18 protein-coding genes and 2 tRNA genes are annotated in these 22675 nt (G+C 66.9%); 1 reads left to right on the top strand and 19 read right to left on the bottom strand.

All coding sequences use genetic code 11. From position 1 onward, the window contains the following. Window positions 1-69: 69 nt before the first annotated feature. The 15 genes from pnp to rlmE all read right to left on the bottom strand — a co-directional run bounded on the left by pnp (window position 70) and on the right by rlmE (window position 15799). A complete protein-coding gene (gene pnp, locus MKP05_RS14405; RefSeq protein WP_240568965.1) occupies window positions 70-2205 on the bottom strand; it encodes a polyribonucleotide nucleotidyltransferase in 2136 nt (711 codons plus the stop codon). Window positions 2206-2500: 295 nt separating this feature from the next. Beyond that, a complete protein-coding gene (gene rpsO, locus MKP05_RS14400) occupies window positions 2501-2770 on the bottom strand; it encodes a 30S ribosomal protein S15 (RefSeq protein ID WP_110285423.1) in 270 nt (89 codons plus the stop codon). A gap of 79 nt (window positions 2771-2849) precedes the next feature. After that, entirely contained in the window at window positions 2850-3767 is a 918-nt protein-coding gene (gene truB, locus MKP05_RS14395) for a tRNA pseudouridine(55) synthase TruB (protein WP_240568963.1), read from the bottom strand. After that, the gene (gene rbfA, locus MKP05_RS14390) at window positions 3767-4207 is read right to left on the bottom strand and encodes a 30S ribosome-binding factor RbfA (protein ID WP_110285425.1); all 441 of its coding nucleotides are present in this window, start codon (window positions 4205-4207) and stop codon (window positions 3767-3769) included. Before rbfA ends, truB begins: the two co-directional genes overlap by 1 nt. Before the next feature lie 16 nt (window positions 4208-4223). Then, entirely contained in the window at window positions 4224-6734 is a 2511-nt protein-coding gene (infB, locus tag MKP05_RS14385) for a translation initiation factor IF-2 (RefSeq protein ID WP_240568961.1), read from the bottom strand. A gap of 104 nt (window positions 6735-6838) precedes the next feature. Next, window positions 6839-8329, bottom strand: a complete 1491-nt coding sequence (gene nusA, locus MKP05_RS14380) for a transcription termination factor NusA (protein WP_110285427.1) — start codon at window positions 8327-8329, stop codon at window positions 6839-6841. A 66-nt stretch (window positions 8330-8395) separates the two neighbouring features. After that, window positions 8396-8857, bottom strand: a complete 462-nt coding sequence (rimP, locus tag MKP05_RS14375) for a ribosome maturation factor RimP (protein ID WP_110285428.1) — start codon at window positions 8855-8857, stop codon at window positions 8396-8398. A gap of 236 nt (window positions 8858-9093) precedes the next feature. Beyond that, window positions 9094-9170, bottom strand: a tRNA-Met gene (locus MKP05_RS14370). A gap of 132 nt (window positions 9171-9302) precedes the next feature. Further along, window positions 9303-9389: transfer RNA gene (locus MKP05_RS14365), tRNA-Leu, on the bottom strand. Window positions 9390-9431: 42 nt separating this feature from the next. Beyond that, window positions 9432-9791: a preprotein translocase subunit SecG gene (secG, locus tag MKP05_RS14360; protein ID WP_110285429.1), complete on the bottom strand. Its 360-nt coding sequence runs from the start codon at window positions 9789-9791 to the stop codon at window positions 9432-9434. Between the two features lie 4 nt (window positions 9792-9795). Continuing rightward, complete coding sequence (gene tpiA / locus MKP05_RS14355; protein WP_240568959.1) at window positions 9796-10545, bottom strand: triose-phosphate isomerase; 750 nt, start codon at window positions 10543-10545, stop codon at window positions 9796-9798. Between the two features lie 86 nt (window positions 10546-10631). Then, window positions 10632-11981 carry a phosphoglucosamine mutase gene (gene glmM / locus MKP05_RS14350; protein WP_240568958.1) on the bottom strand — a complete coding sequence of 450 codons (1350 nt, stop codon included), beginning with the start codon at window positions 11979-11981 and terminating at the stop codon, window positions 10632-10634. Further along, complete coding sequence (gene folP, locus MKP05_RS14345) at window positions 11974-12840, bottom strand: dihydropteroate synthase (RefSeq protein WP_439108997.1); 867 nt, start codon at window positions 12838-12840, stop codon at window positions 11974-11976. The genes glmM and folP overlap by 8 nt, the downstream gene beginning before the upstream one ends. Window positions 12841-12928: 88 nt before the next feature. Further along, complete coding sequence (gene ftsH / locus MKP05_RS14340) at window positions 12929-14908, bottom strand: ATP-dependent zinc metalloprotease FtsH (protein ID WP_240568956.1); 1980 nt, start codon at window positions 14906-14908, stop codon at window positions 12929-12931. A 219-nt stretch (window positions 14909-15127) separates the two neighbouring features. Then, window positions 15128-15799 (bottom strand): 23S rRNA (uridine(2552)-2'-O)-methyltransferase RlmE, encoded by a 672-nt coding sequence (rlmE, locus tag MKP05_RS14335; protein WP_240568954.1) that lies wholly within the window; start codon window positions 15797-15799, stop codon window positions 15128-15130. Between the two features lie 185 nt (window positions 15800-15984). On the opposite strand from rlmE, the gene yhbY reads away from it, so the two are divergent. After that, complete coding sequence (gene yhbY / locus MKP05_RS14330; RefSeq protein ID WP_240568953.1) at window positions 15985-16311, top strand: ribosome assembly RNA-binding protein YhbY; 327 nt, start codon at window positions 15985-15987, stop codon at window positions 16309-16311. A gap of 203 nt (window positions 16312-16514) precedes the next feature. Here the strand turns inward: yhbY and greA are convergent, their stop codons facing one another. From greA to dapB, 4 genes are all read right to left on the bottom strand, one after another. Then, window positions 16515-16991, bottom strand: a complete 477-nt coding sequence (gene greA, locus MKP05_RS14325; RefSeq protein WP_110285435.1) for a transcription elongation factor GreA — start codon at window positions 16989-16991, stop codon at window positions 16515-16517. Beyond that, on the bottom strand, window positions 16988-20218 hold the full coding sequence (gene carB, locus MKP05_RS14320) for a carbamoyl-phosphate synthase large subunit (RefSeq protein ID WP_240568951.1): 3231 nt from the start codon (window positions 20216-20218) through the stop codon (window positions 16988-16990). The genes greA and carB overlap by 4 nt, the downstream gene beginning before the upstream one ends. A gap of 46 nt (window positions 20219-20264) precedes the next feature. Beyond that, complete coding sequence (gene carA / locus MKP05_RS14315) at window positions 20265-21416, bottom strand: glutamine-hydrolyzing carbamoyl-phosphate synthase small subunit (protein ID WP_240568949.1); 1152 nt, start codon at window positions 21414-21416, stop codon at window positions 20265-20267. Between the two features lie 449 nt (window positions 21417-21865). Next, window positions 21866-22669: a 4-hydroxy-tetrahydrodipicolinate reductase gene (gene dapB, locus MKP05_RS14310; RefSeq protein ID WP_240568948.1), complete on the bottom strand. Its 804-nt coding sequence runs from the start codon at window positions 22667-22669 to the stop codon at window positions 21866-21868. Between the last annotated feature and the right edge of the window lie 6 nt (window positions 22670-22675).

Below are 22675 nucleotides of genomic sequence, written 5' to 3'. Positions count from 1 at the left end.
CGCGAACCGCCCCCGCAGCCTGGCTGCGGGGGCGGTTTTTCTTACGGCTTAACGCTTAAGGCTTACGGCTCACAGCTGGGGCTCGGCGGCCTCCTCGGCCTCGAACGCCGCCTTCTCTTCCGGGGTGATCTCCTTGATGGTGAGCTTCACCCGGTTGCGGTTGTCGATGTCGAGCACCTTGACCACGATCTCGTCGCCCTCGTTGAGGAAGTCACGCACGTCGTTGACCCGCTCGGGCACGATCTGGGAGATGTGCACCAGGCCGTCGGTCCCCGGCATGATGTTGACGAAAGCGCCGAAGTCGGCGATGCGCACCACCTTGCCGCGGTAGAGCTTGCCGATCTCCGCCTCGGCGGTGATCGCCAGCACGGTGTCGATGGCCTTCTTGGCCGCCGTCTTGTCCTCGGCGTAGATGCGCACGGTGCCGTCGTCATCCAGGTCGATGGAGGCGCCGGTGTCCTCGCAGATCTTGCGGATGGTGGCACCGCCCTTGCCGATGACGTCGCGGATCTTCTCCGGGTCGATCTTGATGGTGGCCATGGAGGGCGCGTTCTCGGACACCTCGGCACGGCTCTGGGCGATCACCGCGTTCATCTGCTCGAGGATATGCAGGCGTGCCTCGTTGGCCTGCTGCAGGGCGACCTCCATGATCTCCTCGTTGATGCCCTCGATCTTGATGTCCATCTGCAGGGCGGTCACACCGGCGGCGGAGCCGGCCACCTTGAAGTCCATGTCGCCGAGGTGATCCTCGTCGCCGAGGATGTCGGTGAGCACCGCGAAGCCGTCGGCATCCTTGACCAGGCCCATGGCGATGCCGGCCACCGGCGCCTTCATTGGCACGCCGGCGTCCATCAGGGCCAGCGAGGAGCCGCACACCGAGGCCATGGAGCTCGAGCCGTTGGACTCGGTGATCTCGGAGACCACGCGAATGGTGTAGGGGAACTCGGCGTCATCGGGCAGCATCGCCTGCACGCCACGGCGCGCCAGGCGACCGTGACCGATCTCGCGACGCTTCGGCCCGCCCATGAAGCCGGCCTCGCCCACGCTGTACGGGGGGAAGTTGTAGTGCAGCAGGAAGCGATCCTTGCGCTCGCCCTCCAGCGACTCGATCAACTGGGCGTCGCGCAGGGTGCCCAGGGTGGCGATGACGATCGCCTGGGTCTCCCCGCGAGTGAAGATCGCCGAGCCGTGGGTCTTGGGCAGCGTCCCCACCTCGATGGAAAGCGGCCGAACGGTCCGGAGGTCGCGGCCATCGATGCGCGGCTCGCCCTTGACCACCCGGGAGCGCACCACGCGCTTCTCCAGGCCGGCGAAGGCGCCCTTGACGTCATCGGCGTCGAACTTGCCCTCCTCCTCCCCGGCGAGCTGCTCGACCGCCTCGGCCTTGAGCTCGGCGAGCGCGTCCTGGCGGGCCATCTTGTCGGTGATGCGATAGGCCTCGCCCACCCGGGTCTCGTAGGCCTGGGCCACGGCGTCCTTGAGGGCGGTGTTCTCCGCCGGCGGCTGCCAGTCCCACTTCGGCTTGCCGGCCTCGGCGGCCAGCTCGTTGATGGCCTTGATCGCCACCTGCATCTCCTGGTGGCCGTAGAGCACGGCTCCCAGCATCTCGTCCTCGAGCAGCTCCTTGGCCTCGGACTCGACCATCAGCACGGCCTTCTCGGTGCCGGCGACGACCATGTCGAGCTCGGAGCTGGCCAGCTCCTCCACGGTGGGATTGAGGAAGTAGCCCTTCTCCTCGTCGAAGCCCACCCGCGCCGCACCGATCGGACCGCTGAAGGGCACGCCGGAGATGGCCAGGGCCGCGGAGGTGCCGAGCAGGGCAGCGATGTCCGGGTCATGGTTGCGGTCGGTGGAGAGCACGGTGCAGATTACCTGCACCTCGTTCATGAAGCCCTTGGGGAACAGCGGGCGGATCGGGCGATCGATCAACCGCGAGGTGAGGGTCTCCTTCTCGGTGGGACGCCCCTCGCGCTTGAAGAAGCCGCCGGGGATCTTGCCCACCGCGTAGGTCTTCTCCTGGTAGAACACCGCCAGCGGGAAGAAGTCCTGTCCTGGCTTGAGCTCTTTCTTGGCGACAACGGTGCACAGCACCACGGTGTCGTCCATGGTGACCATCACGGCACCGGTAGCCTGGCGGGCGATGCGCCCGGTTTCCAGGGTGACGGTGCTGCGACCGTACTGAAACGTTTTCTTGACCGGATTCACGGCGACTCTTCCTTCAACTTTTCGATGTTTGGGTCGTTTCGACTCGGCGACCATTTTAGGGGTTGACGCCCGACGGGGCTACCGGTTAGCGACATTTCCGTCCACCTTTGGGGTCAGACCCCGGCGGAGGGCGACGCCGACCGAACCGTGCACCATGACAGGCCTGCCGGCTGGGCTGGGGTCTGACCCCAAAAGGGCCCAGACGCCGTCCCTGGAGCCTGGCCCAACCCTTTGCCCCAACGCGAAACGGGCAGCCCTAGGGCTGCCCGTTTCGCTACCGCTTGGGGTACGTCGCTTAGCGACGCAGGCCCAGACGCTGGATCAGCGCCTGATAGCGCCCGAAGTCCTTGCGCTTCAGGTAGTCCAGCAGCTTGCGGCGCTGGTTGACCATGCGAATCAGGCCACGACGGGAGTGGTGATCCTGCTTGTTGGTCTTGAAGTGGTCCTGCAGGCCATCGATGTTGGCGCTCAGCAGGGCCACCTGCACTTCGGGGGAACCGGTATCGTTGTCGCCACGGCCGAATTCGTTGACGATCTCGGCCTTCTGTTCAGCGGTCAGTGCCATCTGTCTCTCCAGTAAGCAATATGCCTGAATGATGTAGGTGTGAGACCACGCATATTTGCAGTCTCGAGCGTCTTTCCCTTCAATCGGCTGCCGTGCTCAGCAGCCGTTTCGGCGCCACCTCCTGTGGCCCCGTCACCGTGCCGAGCCCCAGAAAGGCCTCGTCACGGTAGAGTCTTGCCGTCTCGCCTGCCGCCAGGGCCCCGGTGTCGACCCGGGCCGACTGGCCATGGGCCAGGCGCCCGGCGGCATCGGCATCCAGCACCAGGGGCAGCAGATGCGCCACCAGCACGTCGACGGGCAGCAGCACCGCCTCGCGCTCGGCCTGGCCGGGCAGCGCCTCCAGCGTCTCGAGACCCAGCATCCCGTCACTGGTGAAGGGGCCGGTCTCCAGGCGGCGCAAGGCACTGATATGGCCGCCGCATCCCAGCGCCCGGCCGATGTCCTCGGCCAGGGTGCGGATATAGGTGCCCTTGCTCACGCGCACTTCCAGCTCGAAGGCAGCGTCTTCGACGACGAGAAGGCGCGCATCATACACCGTCACGCGCCGCACTGCACGCTCGACCGTCCTGCCCTCCCGGGCCAGCTCGTAGAGCTTGCGCCCCTGATGCTTGAGCGCCGAATACATCGGCGGCACCTGCTCGATCTCGCCGTGGAACTGCTCGAGCACGCCCTCGACATCGCCCCGGGTCAGGGGCGGCACCTCGTGGCGCTCGACCACCGCCCCCTCGGCGTCACCGGTGTCGGTGATCACGCCCAGCTCCACCCGGGTGCGGTAGACCTTGTCGGCCGCCAGCAGGTGGGCGGAGAACTTGGTCGCCTCGCCGAAGCAGACCGGTAACAGGCCGGTGGCCATGGGATCCAGGGTGCCGGTGTGGCCGGCCTTCTGCGCCTGGAACAGGCGCCGTGCCCGCTGCAGGGCGTGGTTGCTCGACACCCCCTGGGGCTTGTCGAGCAGCAGCACCCCGTTCACCGGCAGGCCGCGACGCCGACGCGCCATCAGTCTCGCCCGCTCTCGCCGCCGGGCGCATCGCCAGCGTCACTGGCCGGGGCGTCGTCGTCGGTCTCGTCGCCCTGACGGGCCTTGTCGCTGGCCACGGCCTCCTCGATCAGCGACGACAGCCGCTGGCCACGCACCACGCTCTCGTCGTAGTGGAAGCGCAGCTCCGGCACATGGCGCAGCTTGATGCGCCGGGCGATCTGCCCGCGCAGGAAACCGGCGGCCTGGCGCAGCACCTTGAGGTTCTCCTTGATGCGCTCCGGCGTGTCCTCGCCCAGCAGGGTCACATGGACGTCGGCATAGCCCAGGTCACGGCTGACCTCGACGCCGCTCACCGTGACCATGCCCAGACGCGGGTCCTTGACCTCGCGCTGGATGAGCACCGCCAGCTCCTTCTGGAGCTGGTCGGCCACCCGGTCGGTCCGCTTGAACTCGCGCATGATCGCTCCTCGACCCTCAGAGGGTCCGCTCGACCTTGACCTGATCGAACACCTCGATCTTGTCGCCGACCTGGACGTCGTTGTAGTTCTTCACGCCGATGCCGCACTCCATGCCGTTGCGCACTTCCGGGACGTCGTCCTTGAAGCGACGCAGCGACTCGAGCTCGCCCTCGTAGATGACCACGTTATCGCGCAGCACGCGGATCTTCTTGTGGCGGAAGACGCTGCCCTCGACCACCATGCAGCCGGCCACGGCGCCGATCTTCGGCGCACGGAAGACGTCGCGGACCTCGGCCACGCCGACGATCTCCTCCTTCCACTCCGGCGCGAGCATGCCGCTCATGGCCTGCTTGACCTCGTCGATCAGCTGGTAGATGACGCTGTAGTAGCGCAGGTCCAGGCCTTCGCGCTCGATGATCTCGCGGGCCGCGGCGTCGGCACGCACATTGAAGCCGACCACGATGGCGTCACTGGCCAGCGCCAGGTTGGCGTCGGTGCCGGTGATGCCACCCACGCCCGAGGAGACTACCGCCACCTGGACCTCGTCGGTGGAGAGCTCCTCCAGCGCCCCCTTGATGGCCTCCAGCGAGCCCTGGACATCGGCCTTGAGCACGATGTTGACCTTGGCCACCTCGTCCTGGCCCATCTGGCTGAACATGTTCTCCAGCTTGGCCTTCTGCTGGCGCGCCAGGCGCACCTCGCGGTACTTGCCCTGACGGAAGTTGGCGACCTCGCGGGCCTTCTTCTCGTCGGCCAGCACCATGAAGTCGTCGCCGGCATCCGGGGTCCCGTCGAGGCCCTGGATCTCCACCGGCATCGCCGGGCCCACGGCGTCGACCTGCTGGCCGAGCTCGTTGGTCAGGGCGCGCACGCGGCCGTAGTGCAGGCCGGCGAGCACGATGTCGCCCTTGCGCAGGGTGCCGTTCTGGACCAGCACGGTGGCCACCGGGCCACGCCCCTTGTCCAGGCGGGACTCGACCACCACGCCCTTGCCGGGCGCTTCCGGCACGGCCTTGAGCTCGAGCACCTCGGAAACCAGCAGCACGGCCTCGAGCAGGGCATCGATGCCTTCGCCGGTCTTGGCGGAGACGTGGACGAACTGGGTGTCACCGCCCCACTCCTCGGAGATGACGCCGTGCTGGGACAGCTCGTTCTTGACCCGATCCGGATCGGCGCCGGGCTTGTCGATCTTGTTGACCGCCACCACCAGCGGGACCTCGGCGGCCTTGGCGTGCTCGATGGCCTCGATGGTCTGGGGCATCACGCCGTCGTCGGCGGCCACCACCAGGATGACCACGTCGGTGGCCTTGGCACCCCGGGCGCGCATGGCGGTGAACGCCGCGTGGCCGGGGGTGTCCAGGAAGGTCACGCCGCCATGCTCGTCGGCCACGTGATAGGCGCCGATGTGCTGGGTGATGCCGCCGGCCTCGCCGGTGGCCACCTTGGCCTTGCGGATATGGTCGAGCAGCGAGGTCTTGCCGTGGTCGACGTGGCCCATCACCGTGACCACCGGCGAGCGGGTGATCTCCTCGCCCTCGTAGGAGATGCCCTCGAGGACCTCGGTCTCCAGGGCATCGTCCTTGACCAGCTTGGGCTTGTGCCCCATCTCCTCGACCACGATGGCCGCGGTGTCCTGATCGATGGTCTGGTTGATGGTCACCGCCGCCCCCATGGTGAACATGGCCTTGATGACCTCGTTCGCCTTGATCGACATCTTGTCGGCCAGGTCGGCGACGCTGATCGACTCGGGAATCGACACCTCACGCACGATGGGCTGGGTCGGCTTCTGGAAGCCGTGCTTGCCACCGCCCTGACTGCCGCCACGGCGGGTACCGCGACGCTCGGCGCGCTTGACCTTCTTGCCGCCCCGGCGGCGCTCCTCGCGATCGCCCCGGTCGTCGTCGTCGCGGCCACCGCGGCCCTTCTTGGCGGCCGCCTTCTTGGGCGGCGCCGTGCGGCGGTCGCTGCGGCCCTCCTTGGGGGGGGCCGGCGGCTCGTTGGTGGCCTCCTGCGGCACTTCCAGTTCGGGCACCGGGATCTCGGGCACCTCGGCCGCCTTCGCTGCCTCGGCCTTGGACGCCTCCTCGCGTGCCGCCTCCTCGGCGGCACGCGCCTGGTCGGCCGCGGCCTCACGGGCCTCCTGCTCGGCCCTGGCCTGCCGGGAGTCGGCCATGTCGCCGACCAGCTGGCGCGGGCCCGACTCTTCGGCCGGCTCGGGCGCAGGTGCCTCTTCCTCGGCACGCTTGACGTAGGTACGCTTCTTGCGCACCTGCACCTCGATGGTCTTGCCCCGCTCACCGGTCTTGATGCGGCTCTTGGTCTTGCGGGTCAAGGTGATGCGATTCCTGGCCCCGGCGCCGCCGCCGTGGCTCTTGGTGAGGAAGTCGAGCAGTTGGCGCTTGTCCTCCTCGGACACGGCATCGCCCTCGGACTGGTGCTCGAGCCCGGCTTCTTTCATCTGTTCCAGCAGGCGGGGCACGTCGCGCCCCACCTTCGCTGCAAAATCCTTAACGGTCATCTCTGACATTACGACCCTCCTCAGCCCGTGACCTAATACTGTTCGCTATCGAATGATTACTGACTCGAATGATTCGACGACGAGCGATTCGCTCTCGATCTATTCGTTCTCGGCTATTCGCTTTCGAACCATGGCGCACGGGCGGTCATGATCAGTGCCGCGGCGCGCTCCTCGTCCATCTCCTCGATATCCATCAGATCATCGACGGACTGCTCGGCAAGATCCTCCATGGTGACGATCCCGCGACTGGCCAGGATGAAGGCCAGGTGGCGCTCCATGCCGTCCATCCCCAACAGGTCGTCGGCCGGCTGGGCACCGTCGAGCTCCTCCTCGGAAGCGATGGCCAGGTTCAGCAACTCGTCCTTGGCACGAGCGCGCAGCTCCTCGATAAGCTCCTCGTCGAGCTCCTCGATCTCGAGCATCTCCTCCACCGGCACGTAGGCGACTTCCTCGATCGAGGTGAAGCCCTCCTCGACCAGCAGGCGCGCGACCTCCTCGTCGATGTCCAAGTGCTGGATGAAGTGTTCGACCAGGCTGTCGATCTCCTGGTCACGCTTGGCCTCGGCCTCGTCCTCGGTCATGACGTTGAGACGCCAGCCGGTGAGTTCGGAAGCCAGGCGTACGTTCTGGCCACTGCGGCCGATGGCCTGGGCCAGGTTGTCCTCGGCGACGGCCACGTCCATGGCGTGGGCGTCCTCGTCGACGAGGATCGAGGCGACATCCGCCGGCGCCATGGCGTTGATCACCAGTTGGGCGGGGTTGTCGTCCCACAGCACGATGTCCACACGCTCGTTCTGCAGCTCCGAGGACACCGCCTGGACGCGGGAACCCCGCATGCCGACGCAGGCACCCACCGGGTCGATGCGCCGATCGTTGGTCTTGACCGCGATCTTGGCCCGGGAGCCGGGATCGCGGGCCGCGCCCTTGATTTCGATGAGCTGCTCGGCGATCTCCGGCACCTCGATCCGGAACAGCTCGATGATCAGTTCCGGGCAGGTGCGCGACAGGATCAGCTGGGCGCCGCGCGCCTCGGGATCGACCTTGGTCAGCAGCGCGCGGACCCGCTCGTTCATGCGGTAGCGCTCGCCGGGAATCATCTCGCTGCGCGGCAGAAAGGCCTCGGCGTTGTCGCCGAGATCGATGATCAGGCCGTCGCGGGTGGTCTTCTTGACGATGCCGGCGACCAGCTCGCCTTCACGCTCGGCGTAGAGGCGCACCACCTCGGCGCGCTCGGCCTCGCGCACCTTCTGCACGATGACCTGCTTGGCGGTCTGGGCGGCGATGCGGCCGAAGGCGGCGTTCTCGATCTGCTCCTCGACCACGTCACCCAGCCCCAGGGGCGGGTCGCGACGCTCGGCGAAGGAGAGCTTGATCTGGGCGTCGGGTCCGTCGAAGTCGTCGTCCTCGACCACCTCCCAGCGGCGGAAGGTCTCGTAGTCGCCGGTGCGGCGATCGATATGCACCCGCACGCTGGCTTCCTCGCCCTCGAAACGCTTGCGTGACGCACTGGCCAGGGCCGCTTCGACGGCCTCGAAGATCACCTCGCGGGGAACGCCCTTCTCGTTGGAGATCGCATCAACGACCGTCAGAATTTCTTTACTCATGCCTATGCCTCGCCAGAAAACCTGTCCTTGAGCACCGTGCTCGTTCGCCACCCTCGGCGGCCGGGATCACTCCTCGAACCGGGGCACGATGTGCGCCTGATCGATGCTGTCGATGGGAAAGCAGTACTCCTCGCCGTCGAGCTGCAGCAGCACCTCGTCGTTCTCGATGCCGGCCAGCAGTCCCTGGAACTTGCGACGGCCCTCGTAGGGAACACGCAGCTTGAGCTTGACCTCGTGCCCCCGGTAGCGCTCGAACTGGTCGAGGGTATAGAGCGGCCGATCCATGCCGGGCGAGGAGACCTCCAGACGGTATTCACCGCGAATCGGGTCCTCGACATCGAGTACGGCACTGACCTGGCGGCTGATATCGGCGCAATCCTCCACGCTCACCCCGTCCTGGTGATCTATATAGATCACCAGGCGCGAGTGCTTGCCCTGGGACAGGTAGTCGATGCCCCACAGTTCGAACCCCATGGCCGTGACCACCGGCTCGATCAGCGCATGCAGCGCAGCATCCTTGATTGCCACGGAAAAAGCTCCTACAGCCGTTGCATCAGGCACCTGGCCGGGAGTGAACAGGAAAGACAGGTGGCTGATTGGCGTTGCCCGGAACAGCGCCCTCGACGCCATGCGTCGCCGGGCAAGCTGCTAACAAAAAGCCCCTTCACAGGAAGGGGCTTTCACAAGAAACCTGTAATACCACTTCGGCTAGGCGGCAGCCCCATGTTTCCGGTTCAACCTCCGGAAGGCGCCTGCCTGGAAGATGGTAGCGGGGACCGGATTTGAACCGATGACCTTCGGGTTATGAGCCCGACGAGCTACCAGACTGCTCCACCCCGCATCAATCTAGGTCGGTAATTGTATGCCTGACTTGCACTTTCGTCAAGGCATCAAAGCCACCACTACTGCCAATCCTGCGCCTGATGATCCGACGACCCTGCGCACTCGGCGTCACGACTCGTGGCATATCAGGTGGTGCCGAAGGCGGGACTTGAACCCGCACGACCGTAAGGTCACTACCCCCTCAAGATAGCGTGTCTACCAATTCCACCACTTCGGCATCGGGGAGGCCGGAATTGCGACGGACAACGGAGCCGATGGCTCAGTCGCCGTTTTCCTCCAGCACTGGCGCGGTATTATCCACATCATTCGGCTCGTCGTCAAGGGTCGGAACGCCCTGCTGCCGTTCGATCAGCTCGGAGTCGGGAATCCCGGCCTCCGGCGCCTGGCTCGCCTGGGTGGCGTACCAGGCCAGCGTCAGGGACGTGGCGAAGAAGCCGGCCGCCAGCACGGCAGTGAACTTCGACAGGAAGCCGCCGCTGCCGCGGGAGCCGAACACCGTCTGTGAGGCGCCGCCGCCGAAGGCGGCACCGGCTTCGGCGCCCTTGCCCTGCTGCAGCAGGATCAGGACGACCAGGGCGATGGCGATCGCCACATGGATCATGAGAATGGCAACTTGCATGGATTCAACCTGCTGACTGACAAATGGCTAGAAAATCGTCGACCTTGAGCGAGGCACCGCCCACCAGGCCGCCGTCGATGTCCGGCTGAGCGAGCAGCTCGGCCGCGTTGTTCGCGTTCATGCTACCGCCGTAGAGCAGCCGCATCCCGTGGGCCAGGGCGCCGGCATAGCGCTCCAGGCGATCGCGGATGGCCGCATGCACCGCCTGGGCCTGCTGCGGCGTGGCGGTGCGCCCGGTGCCGATGGCCCATACCGGCTCGTAGGCGATCACCAGCTTTTCGCGCTCTTCCGGAGACAGGGCGTCGAACACGGCCTCGAGCTGGCCAAGCACCACCGCCTCGGTGCGCTCGGCCTCGCGCTCCTCCAGGGTCTCACCGAGGCAGAGCAACGGCACCAGCCCCGCGGCCAGGGCCGCGCGGACCCGCGCCAGCACGGCGGCATCGTCCTCGTGGAAGAGCGAACGGCGCTCGGAGTGCCCCACCAGCACGTAACGGGCCCCCAGCTCGGCGAGCATGCCGCCGCTGACCTCTCCGGTGAAGGCACCGGACGGCTGATCGCTCAGCGTCTGGGCGCCGACGGCCACCGGCGTCTCGTCCAGCACGCCGACAGCGGCGCCGAGATACGGGAAAGGCACCATCAGCGCCACCTCGACGCCCACCGGCGGCCTGGTCCGGGAAAATGCCTGGCCGAAGGTCTCGACCAGTGCCAGGGAGCCGTTCATCTTCCAGTTGCCGGCGATCAGCGGGGTACGCATGGGATGTCCTCTTTCAAGGTGGTGCGAAATGGTATAGGAGCGGCCCTGTCAAGACAACCGCGAAGCCATCGGGGCCAGGGCTAGCGTCAGGACAGCAGCCCCTCGACCTCGCCGGCCAGGTGGCGGGCCAGGCCCTGGACATCCAGGTGCGCACGCCCCTCGACCATGACCCGGATCAGCGGCTCGGTGCCGGAGGGACGCAGCAGCACCCGCCCCTGGTCGCCCAGCTCCGCCTCCACGGCGGCCACGGCCTCCTGCAGTGCCGGCGTGTCCATCAGCGCCTTGGCATCGCTGCCCGGCGTCAGGCGCACATTGACCAGCACCTGGGGCGCCTTTTCCAGCCCGGCCAGCAGGCGGTTCAGCGGCTGGCCTTCCCGCACCATGATCGCCAGCACCTGGAGCGCCGAGACGATGCCATCGCCGGTGGTCTGCACATGGCCGCAGACGATGTGCCCGGAGGACTCGCCGCCGAGCTGCCAGCCATTGGCGGCCAGGCGCTCCATGACATACCGATCGCCGACCCTGGCGCGCTCGAAGGGGATGTCCATCTCCTCGAGAGCCGCCGCGAGGCCGAAGTTGGACATCAGGGTGCCGACCACACCGCCCCTCAGCTCGCCACGGGCGTGGCGATCCCGGGCGATCAGGTAGAGGATGTCGTCGCCGTCGATCTCGCGGCCGTCGGCATCGACCATCAGCACCCGGTCCCCGTCGCCGTCCAGGGCTATGCCCAGGTCCGCCCCCTGCTGGATCACCGCCGCGCGCAGTGCCGCCGGATGGGTGGAGCCCACCTCGTGGTTGATGTTGAGGCCGTCCGGCTGGGCCCCGATCAGGCTGACCTCGGCGCCGAGCTCGCGGAACACGCTGGGGGCGATGTGGTAGGTGGCGCCGTGGGCGCAGTCGACCACCATGCGCAGGCCATGCAGGCTGACCCGGTCGGGAATGGTCGACTTGCAGAACTCGATGTAGCGGCCGGCGGCGTCATCGACGCGCATCGCCTTGCCCAGGCGGTCGGCGGCGACGGTGGTCAACGGCATCTCGAGCATGGCCTCGATGTGTGCCTCGACCTCATCGGCCAGCTTGACCCCCTCGGCGGAGAAGAACTTGATGCCGTTGTCGGCGAAAGGGTTGTGGGACGCCGAGATGACGATGCCCGCATCGGCGCGGAAGGTCCGGGTCAGGTAGGCGATACCCGGCGTGGGCATGGGGCCGAGCAGCACCACATCGACACCGGCGGCGGAGAGCCCGGCCTCGAGGGCCGATTCGAACATGTAGCCGGAGATCCGTGTGTCCTTGCCGATCAAGACACGGGCGCGGCCATGTTCGCGGGCCAGCACGCGCCCGGTGGCCCAGCCCAGCTTCAGCATGAAGTCAGCGGTGATGGGCGCCTCGCCCACCGTGCCACGAATGCCATCGGTGCCAAAATAGCGTCTAGTCATGCTCGCAACCTTCCTTGAGTACGGCCCAGGTCATGTTTGCCGCGTCCACGGTGGGCCCCACATCGTGGACGCGCAGGATTCGCGCCCCACGCTCGACGGCCAGCGCCGTCAGTGCCAGCCCACCGGGCAGGCGCTCCTCCACCGGTCGCGCGAGCACCTTGCCGATCATGCTCTTGCGCGACATGCCCACCAGCAGCGGCAGACCGAGGTGCGTCAGGCGCTCCATGCGGTTGAGCAGGCGCAGATTGTGCTCGACGGTCTTGCCGAAACCGAAGCCCGGGTCCAGCAGCAGGCGCTCGCGGCGCAGGCCGACGGCCTCGCAGGCGGCCACCCGGCTCTCGAGGAAATCGGCCACCGCCTCCTCCACCGGCACATCATAGCGGGGCGCCTGCTGCATGTCGCGGGGCTCGCCCTGGCGATGCATCAGGCAGACCGGCAGGCCGCTGCCGGCCGCCGCTTCCAGCGCCCCCTGGTGCTCCAGGGCGCGCACATCGTTGATCAGGCCGGCACCGAGGGACGCCACCTCGCGCATCACCGCCGGGCTGCTGGTGTCCACCGACACCAGGGCATCGAGCTCGCGCACCAGCGCCTCGACCACCGGCGCCACCCGCTCCAGCTCCTGCTGCGGGCTGATCGGGTCGGCACCGGGGCGAGTCGACTCCCCCCCCACGTCGACGATTGCCGCCCCTTCGGCCAGCATCCGCTCGGCATGGCGCAGGGCGTCATCCAGCGCCAGGTGGCGCCCGCCGTCGGAGAAGGAGTCGGGGGTGACGTTGAGGATCCCCATCACCCGGGGAAAGGAGAGGTCGAGCCGGTGCCGACCGCACTGCAGGGAAATAGCGGGAGAGTCGTCCATCATGGTGTCGGAATCGAAGCCTGGGTCGAAAAGCGGAGAACCAGAATGGCGAAGGCGCCCCGCGGGGCGCCTGCCAGTCGAAGGGAGAGCCTCAGGTGCCGGCCGGCCCGCCCAGGGGGTCGGAAGGCCGCCGTCGGGGAGCGTCGTCGCCCTCCTCGTCTCCGTCGTCGCCCTGCCCCGGCGTCTCCGGCGCCGCCTCGGCACCGGGCCCGCCGGCCGAGGGGGCACCGCTGCCCGGGTCGTCCCAGCCCTCGGGGGGACGCGGCTCGCGCCCTTCCATGATGTCCTTGAGCTGGGTGGCGTCGATGGTCTCGTACATCATCAGCGCCTCGGCCATGGCATCGAGCTTGTCGCGATTGTCCTCGAGGATCTGCTTGGCCTGGGCATAGCAGTCGTCGATGATCTTGCGCACTTCCTTGTCGAGCTTGGAGGTGGTCTCGCCGGACTTGAGCTTGCCGCCCGGACCAGGGCCGCCGAGGAACTGGTGGGACTCGTCCTCGTCGTACATGATCGGGCCCATCTCCTCGGAGAGCCCCCACTTGGCGACCATGTTGTGGGCCAGCTCGGTGGCACGCTTGATATCGTTGGACGCGCCCGTCGTCACCCCATTGGGGCCGAGCGTCATCTCCTCGGCGATACGACCACCGAACAGCGAGCAGATCTGGCTGATGATCTGCTGGCGGGAGAGGCTGTAGCGATCCTCCTCCGGCAGGAACATGGTCACGCCGAGCGCCCGGCCACGCGGGATGATGGTGACCTTGTAGACCGGGTCGTGCTCCGGCATCACCAGACCGATGATGGCGTGGCCCGACTCGTGGTAGGCGGTGTTGAGCTTCTCCTTCTCGGTCATGACCATGGAGCGGCGCTCGGCGCCCATCATGATCTTGTCCTTGGCCATGTCGAGTTCTTCCATGCCCACCAGGCGCTTGTTGCGCCGCGCGGCGAACAGGGCGGCCTCGTTGACCAGGTTGGCCAGGTCGGCACCGGAGAAGCCCGGGGTGCCGCGGGCGATCAGCGACGGCTTGACGTCGTCGGCCAGCGGCACCTTGCGCAGGTGCACGTTGAGGATGTGCTCGCGCCCGCGGATGTCGGGCAGCGGCACCACCACCTGGCGATCGAAGCGACCCGGGCGCAGCAGCGCCGGGTCGAGCACGTCGGGGCGGTTGGTGGCGGCGATGACGATGATGCCCTCATTGGCCTCGAAGCCGTCCATCTCGACCAGCAGCTGGTTGAGGGTCTGCTCGCGCTCGTCGTTGCCGCCGCCCATGCCGGCGCCACGGGAACGGCCCACGGCATCGATCTCGTCGATGAAGATGATGCAGGGGGCCTGCTTCTTGGCCTGCTCGAACATGTCGCGTACGCGGGAGGCACCCACGCCGACGAACATCTCGACGAAGTCGGAGCCGGAGATCGAGAAGAACGGCACCTTGGCCTCGCCGGCGATGGACTTGGCCAGCAGGGTCTTGCCGGTCCCCGGCGGGCCGACCATCAGCACGCCGCGCGGGATGGTGCCGCCCAGGCGCTGGAACTTGGTCGGGTCACGCAGGAAGTCGACCAGTTCCTCGACCTCCTCCTTGGCCTCGTCACAGCCGGCCACGTCGGAGAAGGTGGTCTTGATCTGGTCCTGGGAGAGCAGCTTGGCCTTGGACTTGCCGAAGCTCATCGGGCCGCCCTTGCCCCCGGCGCCGCCCTGCATCTGGCGCATGAAGAACATGAAGATGCCGAGGATCAGCAGGATCGGGAAGCTGGCGATCAGCAGGCGCGTCCACAGGCTCTGCTGTTCGGGCTCCTTGCCGACCACGGTGACGTTGTTGGCCAGCAGGTCGTCCATCAACTTGGGATCCTCCGCCGCCGGGCGGATGGTCTGGAACTGGGAGCCGTCCGTGCGTTCACCGGTGATCTTGTAGCCATCGATGGTCACGCTGCGGACCTGTTGGTTCTGCACTTGCTGGACGAACTGCGAGTAGTTCGTCGTCTGCGGTGCGGTGTCGACGCTGAAGTTGTTGAACACCGTCAGCAGCACTGCCGCGATGACCAACCACAGGATCAGGTTCTTCGCCATGTCGTTCAAGGGACCACCCTCAATTGCAAAAATCGGTCAGCCGGAATGCGCCTGGCATCTTGGACACTACATGAGCGGGCCGTGTTCAGCCCGTGGCGGGCGAATCGGCCCACGCAGTCTGCTTCATGCTCTACTGTGACACAGTCGAGACGCCATGTCCGGCAATGGCGCCAGTAGTCCCTGCCTATCGAGGCGCTACGTATGTCTCTGGGCGGTCGAGGCACTGCCTCAACCACGAAAATTCTCTGCCAGCAGGTAGACTTCACGGGAACGCGCCCGCGAGGCCTCCGGCTTGCGCGTCACCACACGCCCGAAGCTGCCGCGCAGCTCCTTGAGGTAGGCGTCGAACCCCTCGCCCTGGAACACCTTGGCCAGGAAGCGGCCGCCGGGCGACAGGGTCTGGCGCGCCAGGTCCAGCGCCAGCTCCACCAGGTACATCGCCTGTGGCTGGTCGATCGCCGCCATACCACTCATATTGGGGGCCATGTCGGACATCACAAGGTCCACCGGGCGATCCCCCAGGGCCGCGAGGATCGCCTCGAGCACCGGCTCCTCGGTGAAGTCGCCCTGGATGAACTCGACACCGGCCAGGGCATCCATCTCGAGAATGTCGGAGGCGATCACCACGCCCTTCGGCCCGACCCGCTCCGCCGCCACCTGGCTCCAGCCACCGGGGGCGGCGCCCAGGTCGATCACCGTCATGCCGGGGCGCAGCAGCCGATCCTTCTCGTCGAGCTCCATCAGCTTGTAGCTCGCCCGGGAACGATAGCCGTCCTGCCAGCTGCGTTGCACGTAGCGGTCGTCGAAATGCTCCTTCAGCCAGCCGGCGCTGCTCTTGCTGGCGCCATGCTTTCTGGCGCCCTGGCCGGCGCCCTTGCGGGAAGAGGGAGAACTTGCCACGGCGTCACCTGTGATGAAACGGGAATGACAGACAGGCGGTCGAGCGGATTCCGGAAAGACCCGGGAGATGCGACGGGGTCCTGACCTGCGGTCCCGGGACGGCATCGGCGCGAGTCCGCGCTTTCGCCGCGCGGCGATTCACCGTACCATGTGCGCAGCGCGCAACCGGGAAGACGCACGATACCATGAGCTTGTCACAGGCACAAAAGAAAGCATTTCGCAGCATCGGCCACCACCTGAACCCGGTGGTCACGGTCTCCGAGAACGGCATCTCGGAGGGGGTGCTGGGCGAACTCGACCGGGCGCTCAGCGACCATGAGCTGGTCAAGGTCAAGCTGGCCCTGCCGGAGCGCGACGACCGCGCCGCCATGCTGGAGGAGCTCGTCACCGCCAGCGGTGCCGAGCGGGTGCAGACCATCGGCAAGATGGCGCTGCTCTACCGCCGGAACCCCCAGGCCAACCCGAAGCTCTCCAACGTCAAGCGCTTCGAGGGTCACCACGGGCGGCACTGACGCGCTTCGCGCGAGCTGGAAGCTGGAAGCTGGAAGCTGGAAGCTGGAAGCTGGAAGCTGGAAGCTGGAAGCTGGAAGCTGGAAGCTGGAAGCCAGCATGATGCGACAGTCGTAGATACAAAACACCCCGCAGCCATGGCTGCGGGGTGTTTTTCTTCCGGCTTCAAGCTTCCAGGCGCGAAGCGCCGCTCTTCCAGCTTGGGTTAGAGATGCTCGACCCCGGAGATCTCGTACTCGACATCGCCGCCGGGGGTCCTGACCGCCACCACGTCGCCCTCCTCCTTGCCGATCAGGGCGCGGGCGATGGGCGAGGTGACCGAGATGCGGCCGGACCTGATGTCGGCCTCGTCCTCGCCGACGATGCGGTAGGTCACCTCCTCGTCGGTATCGAGGTTGAGCAACTCGACGGTGACGCCGAAGATCACCTTGCCGGTGCGCGGCAGCTTGGTGACGTCGATCACCTGGGCATTGGAGAGCTTGCCCTCGATCTCCTGGATGCGCCCCTCGATGAAGCCCTGCTGCTCCCGGGCGGCATGGTATTCGGCGTTCTCCTTGAGATCGCCGTGCTCGCGGGCCTCGGCGATGGAGGCGATCACCCTTGGCCGCGCCTCGCTCTTGAGCTCCTCGAGCTCCTTGCGCAGGCGCGCCTCACCGGCAACGGTCATCGGGACCTTGTTCATTGTGCAGCTCCTGCATGCAGTTCCTGAAGCCGACGCACCGTGATCTCGTTACCGTATTCGAGCGCCATGCAAACGGCACTGGCCCCCGCCAGGGTGGTGGCGTAGGGAACCTTGCGGGCGAGCGCGGTACGACGGATCACCGAGGAGTCACTGATCGCCTGACGGCCCTCGGTGGTATTGACGATATAGGCAATCTCGTCGTTCTTGAGCAGATCGACGATATGCGGGCGACCTTCGAACACCTTGTTCACGACCTCGACGTCGAGCCCGGCGGCCTCGAGGGCGGCGGCGGTGCCACGGGTCGCGCACAGTGTGAAACCCAATGCTAGCAGAGAACGGGCCACCTCGATAACACCCGCCTTGTCGGGTTCGCGCACCGAGAGGAAGGCCTTGCGGTCGCCCTCGATGGGGGGAATCGCCTCGCCGGCCCCCAGCTGCGCCTTGTAGAAGGCCTCGGCGAAGGTGTCGCCGCTGCCCATCACCTCGCCGGTGGACTTCATCTCCGGCGACAGGATCGGGTCGACGCCGGGGAACTTGTTGAACGGGAAGACCGCCTCCTTGACGCTGTAGAAGTGCGGCACGATCTCGGCCTCGAAGCCCTGTTCGGCCAGGGTCTTGCCGGCCATGCAGCGGGCGGCGACCTGGGCCAGCGAGGTGCCGATGCACTTGGAGACGAAGGGCACGGTGCGCGAGGCGCGCGGGTTGACCTCGATGACGTAGATCTCGCCGTCCTGCCAGGCCAGCTGCACGTTCATCAGGCCCTTGACGCCGAGTTCCACCGCCATGCGCTTGACCTGGTCGCGCATTTTGTCCTGGACATCGGCGGGCAGCGAATAGGGCGGCAGCGCGCAGGCGGAATCGCCGGAGTGCACGCCCGCCTGCTCGATGTGCTGCATGATGCCGCCGATCACCACCTGCTGGCCGTCGGAGACCGCGTCGATGTCGATCTCGATGGCCGCGTTGAGGAAGTGGTCGAGCAGCACCGGCGAATCGTTGGAGACCTTGACCGCATGGGTCATGTAGTTCTCGAGCTCGGAGGCGTCATAGACGATCTCCATGGCGCGGCCACCGAGCACATAGCTCGGCCGCACCACCAGCGGATAACCGATCGCCTCGGCCTTGGCGAAGGCCTCCTCGAAGCTGCGTGCGGTGGCATTGGGCGGCTGCCTGAGGCCCAGCTTGTCGATCATCTGCTGGAAGCGCTCGCGGTCCTCGGCGCGGTCGATGGCGTCGGGGGTGGTGCCGATGATCGGCACGCCGGCGGCCTCGAGCTCGCGGGCGAGCTTGAGCGGGGTCTGGCCGCCGAACTGCACGATCACCCCGACCGGCCGCTCCTTGTCGGCGACCTCCAGCACGTCCTCCAGGGTCACCGGCTCGAAGTAGAGGCGGTCGCTGGTGTCGTAGTCGGTGGAGACGGTCTCCGGGTTGCAGTTGACCATGATGGTCTCGAAGCCGTCGTCGTGCATGGCGAAGGCGGCATGCACGCAGCAGTAGTCGAACTCGATGCCCTGGCCGATGCGGTTCGGCCCCCCGCCCAGCACCATGATCTTCTGGCGGTCGGAGACCTCGGCCTCGCACTCCTCCTCGTAGGTGGAGTACATGTAGGCGGTATCCGAGGCGAACTCGGCGGCACAGGTATCGACCCGCTTGTAGACCGGGCGGATGCCGGCCTTCTGGCGGGTCTTGCGGAACTCCTTCTCGGCGACGCCGAGCAGTCCGGCCAGGCGGGCATCACTGAAGCCCTTGCGCTTCAGCGCGAACAGCTCCCGGGCCGAGAAGTCGGAGAGCGAGCGCTTCGCCACGGCCTGTTCGGTCTTGACCAGGTCCTCGAGCTGGACCAGGTACCAGGGGTCGATGCGGGTCAGCGCGAAGACCTCGTCCACGCCCAGGCCGGCGCGCATGGCATCGGCCACGTAGAAGATGCGCTCGGCGCCGGCGGCCTGCAGCTCGCCCTTGATATGCGCCATGGCATCGGCGGTGAACTCGGTGACGATGGGGTCGAGGCCGTCGTTGCCGGTCTCCAGGCCGCGCAGCGCCTTCTGCAGCGACTCCTGGAAGGTGCGGCCGATGGCCATCACCTCGCCCACCGACTTCATCTGGGTGGTCAGGCGGTCGTTGGCCTGGGGGAACTTCTCGAAGGTGAAGCGCGGGATCTTGGTGACCACATAGTCGATCGCCGGCTCGAACGACGCCGGGGTGCGGCCGCCGGTGATGTCGTTCGAGAGCTCGTCCAGGGTGTAGCCCACCGCCAGCTTGGCGGCGATCTTGGCGATCGGGAAGCCGGTGGCCTTGGAAGCCAGGGCCGAGGAGCGCGACACCCGCGGGTTCATCTCGATGACCACCATGCGCCCGGTCTCCGGATCCATCCCGAACTGTACGTTCGAGCCGCCGGTCTCGACGCCGATCTCGCGCAGCACCGCCAGGGAGGCGTCGCGCATGATCTGGTATTCCTTGTCGGTCAGCGTCTGGGCCGGGGCCACGGTGATGGAATCGCCGGTGTGCACGCCCATGGGGTCGAAGTTCTCGATGGAGCAGACGATGATGCAGTTGTCGTTGCGGTCGCGAACGACCTCCATCTCGTACTCCTTCCAGCCCAGCAGCGACTCGTCGATCAACAGCTCATGGTTGTTCGACAGCTCGAAGCCGCGGGTGCAGATCTCCTCGAACTCCTCCTTGTTGTAGGCCACGCCGCCGCCGGAACCGCCCATGGTATAGGAGGGGCGGATGATCGCCGGGAAGCCGAGCTCGGCCTGGATCTCCCAGGCCTCCGCCATGGAGTGGGCGACCTTGGCCCGGGGGCACTCCAGGCCGATACGCTTCATCGCCTGGTCGAAGAGGTCGCGGTCCTCGGCCTTGTTGATGGCATCGGCATTGGCGCCGATCATCTCCACGCCGTACTTCTCGAGCACGCCGTGCTCGTCGAGGTCGAGGGCACAGTTGAGCGCCGTCTGGCCACCCATGGTGGGCAGGATGGCGTCGGGACGCTCGGCCTCGATGATCTTCGCCACCGCCTGCCAGGTGATCGGCTCGATATAGGTGGCGTCGGCCATCACCGGGTCGGTCATGATGGTGGCCGGGTTGGAGTTGACCAGGATGACCCGGAAGCCCTCCTCGCGCAGCGCCTTGCAGGCCTGGGCGCCGGAGTAGTCGAATTCGCACGCCTGGCCGATGACGATCGGGCCGGCGCCGATGATCAGGATGCTCTGGATGTCGGTACGCTTGGGCATGGTGCTTCCCGCAAATAAGGGTGACGAATGACGACGATTCTCTGGCTCAGGCCTGGCGACGGGCCTTCATCATCTCGATAAAGCGGTCGAACAGCGGTGCCACGTCACGCGGCCCCGGACTCGCCTCGGGATGACCCTGGAAGCTGAAGGCCGGGCGGTCGGTGCGTTCGATGCCCTGCAGCGACCCGTCGAACAGCGAACGGTGCGTGGCGCGCACATTGGCCGGCAGGGTCGCCTCGTCGGCGGCGAAGCCGTGGTTCTGGCTGGTGATCATCACCTGGCCGCTGTCGAGGTCCTGCACCGGGTGATTGGCGCCGTGGTGGCCGAACTTCATCTTCACCGTCTTCGCCCCGCTGGCCAGCGCCAGCAGCTGGTGGCCCAGGCAGATGCCGAACACCGGCAGCTCGGTCTCGAGGATCTCGCCGATCGCCTTGATGGCGTAGTCGCAGGGCTCGGGGTCACCCGGGCCGTTGGCCAGGAAGACGCCGTCGGGGTTCATGGCCATCACCTCGGAGGCCGGCGTCTGGGCCGGCACCACGGTGAGACGGCAGCCGCGGGAGGCGAGCATGCGCAGGATGTTGCGCTTCACGCCGTAGTCATAGGCCACCACATGGTAGGGCCGCTCTCCCAGGCCGGTGTCGGCGTAGCCCTCGCCCAGCGTCCACTCGCCCTCGCTCCACTCGTAGGGCGTCTGGCAGGAGACCACCTTGGCCAGGTCCATGCCCTTGAGGCCGGGGAAGGCGCGGGCGGCCTCCAGGGCGCGCTCGACGGCGCCGTCGCCGGAGGCTTCGGGCCCGGCGAGGATGGCGCCGTTCTGGGCGCCCTTGTCGCGCAGGATGCGGGTCAGGCGGCGGGTGTCGATATCGGCGATGCCCAGCACGTTCTGGCCCTTGAGATAGTCGGAAAGCGACTGCTCGGAGCGGAAGCTGCTGGCCAGCAATGGCAGGTCGCGGATCACCAGGCCGGCGGCGGCGATGGCGCCGGACTCCACGTCCTCGCGGTTGATGCCGGTGTTGCCGATATGCGGGTAGGTGAGGGTGACGATCTGTCGGGTATAGGAAGGATCGGTCAGGATTTCCTGATAGCCGGTCATGGCCGTATTGAACACCACCTCACCGCTGGTTTGTCCATCGGCACCGATGGCCGTGCCGTGGAATACACTGCCATCTTCCAGGGCCAGTATCGCGGGTCTGTTCAACGCAACGTCCTCCCATGCTCGTCAAGGAATACTGCTCGCCGGGGCGCGGCCGTAAAAAAGCGGGACGAAACCCGATGAAGACCGGTTTCATCCCGCTTGTTGTCATTCGCTCGGAATGCAGGGCCGAAGCAACAAGCGCTCACGGGGCTTTCACCCGATACGCCCGGCCAAAATTTTGGAGATGTTACAGGAAATGGCGCCCAGCGGCTACCCCCACTGGGCTCAGTGCATGGCAATTGCGGTTAGCCATGTCCCTCGAGGCTGATCCGTCGACAGGTCTTTCTCTCCATCTTCAACCTGTCCCCGGCGCCCCTCGCCAACTGCGGCTGCGATTGCCATAGGGAGCGGAAGCGCCGGAGCCCTACCGCCCACCTTCCGCCAACACATTGATATTCAAAAGGTGTTCCCGGCCCCCTCTCGGGGCCAGCACCGAGCGATACCGCTGGACTTCATAGCCCCAGCACGTCCTGCATAGCGTAGCGGCCGTTGCCCTGGCCGGCCACCCAGCGCGCCGCGCGTACCGCCCCCCTGGCGAAGGTCATGCGACTCGACGCCTTGTGGGTGATCTCGATGCGCTCGCCCTCGGTGGCGAACATCACCGTATGCTCGCCGACGATATCGCCCGCCCTGACGGTCGCGAAGCCGATCTCGCGGTCCGAGCGCGGGCCGCACTGGCCGACCCGCTCGAACACACCGTGCTCCTTGAGGGTGCGGCCCAGGCTCTCGGCGACCACCTCGCCCATCTTCAGGGCGGTGCCGGAGGGGGCATCGACCTTGTGGCGGTGGTGCGCCTCGATCACCTCGATATCGTAGCCCTCGTCGCCCAGCGCCTTCGCCGCCGTTTCCAGCAGTTTCAGCGTGAGGTTCACCCCCACGCTCATATTGGGCGCGAACACCATCGGCAGCTTGTCGCGGTAGCCGTCGAGCTCGGCGAGCTCGTCGTCGGACAGCCCGGTGGTGCCGATCACGATGCGCTTGCCGTGCGCGGCACAGAACGCCAGGTTGGCGAGCGTCACCCGCGGGGCGGTGAAGTCGATCAGCACGTCGAAGTCGTCGACGATGGCCTCCAGCGAATCCACCGCGCTCACCCCCAGTCTGCCGACGCCCGCCAGCTCGCCGATATCGGCGCCGGCGAGCGAGCTGCCCGGCTCGACGATGCCGCCGGCCAGGGTGGCCCCGGCATCCTGCTGCACGGCGTTGACCAGGGTGCGGCCCATGCGGCCGGCGACACCGACGATGGCGATACGGGTCATGCGGAC

It is taken from the genome of Halomonas flagellata, assembly GCF_022487945.1.
GTDB lineage: Bacteria > Pseudomonadota > Gammaproteobacteria > Pseudomonadales > Halomonadaceae > Halomonas > Halomonas flagellata.
The sequence above is the reverse complement of the archived record's forward strand: the minus strand, read 5'-3'. Positions and strand labels throughout refer to the sequence as shown.

Excerpts from the sequence above, each read along its gene's own strand:
- rpsO (WP_110285423.1), bottom strand. The coding sequence starts at position 2,770 with ATGGCACTGACCGCTGAACAGAAGGCCGAGATCGTCAACGAATTCGGC.
- truB (WP_240568963.1), bottom strand. The coding sequence starts at position 3,767 with ATGGCGCGTCGGCGTCGCGGCCTGCCGGTGAACGGGGTGCTGCTGCTC.
- rbfA (WP_110285425.1), bottom strand. The coding sequence starts at position 4,207 with ATGCGCGAGTTCAAGCGGACCGACCGGGTGGCCGACCAGCTCCAGAAG.
- infB (WP_240568961.1), bottom strand. The coding sequence starts at position 6,734 with ATGTCAGAGATGACCGTTAAGGATTTTGCAGCGAAGGTGGGGCGCGAC.
- nusA (WP_110285427.1), bottom strand. The coding sequence starts at position 8,329 with ATGAGTAAAGAAATTCTGACGGTCGTTGATGCGATCTCCAACGAGAAG.
- secG (WP_110285429.1), bottom strand. The coding sequence starts at position 9,791 with ATGCAAGTTGCCATTCTCATGATCCATGTGGCGATCGCCATCGCCCTG.
- tpiA (WP_240568959.1), bottom strand. The coding sequence starts at position 10,545 with ATGCGTACCCCGCTGATCGCCGGCAACTGGAAGATGAACGGCTCCCTG.
- glmM (WP_240568958.1), bottom strand. The coding sequence starts at position 11,981 with ATGACTAGACGCTATTTTGGCACCGATGGCATTCGTGGCACGGTGGGC.
- folP (WP_439108997.1), bottom strand. The coding sequence starts at position 12,840 with ATGATGGACGACTCTCCCGCTATTTCCCTGCAGTGCGGTCGGCACCGG.
- yhbY (WP_240568953.1), top strand. The coding sequence starts at position 15,985 with ATGAGCTTGTCACAGGCACAAAAGAAAGCATTTCGCAGCATCGGCCAC.
- greA (WP_110285435.1), bottom strand. The coding sequence starts at position 16,991 with ATGAACAAGGTCCCGATGACCGTTGCCGGTGAGGCGCGCCTGCGCAAG.
- carB (WP_240568951.1), bottom strand. The coding sequence starts at position 20,218 with ATGCCCAAGCGTACCGACATCCAGAGCATCCTGATCATCGGCGCCGGC.
- dapB (WP_240568948.1), bottom strand. The coding sequence starts at position 22,669 with ATGACCCGTATCGCCATCGTCGGTGTCGCCGGCCGCATGGGCCGCACC.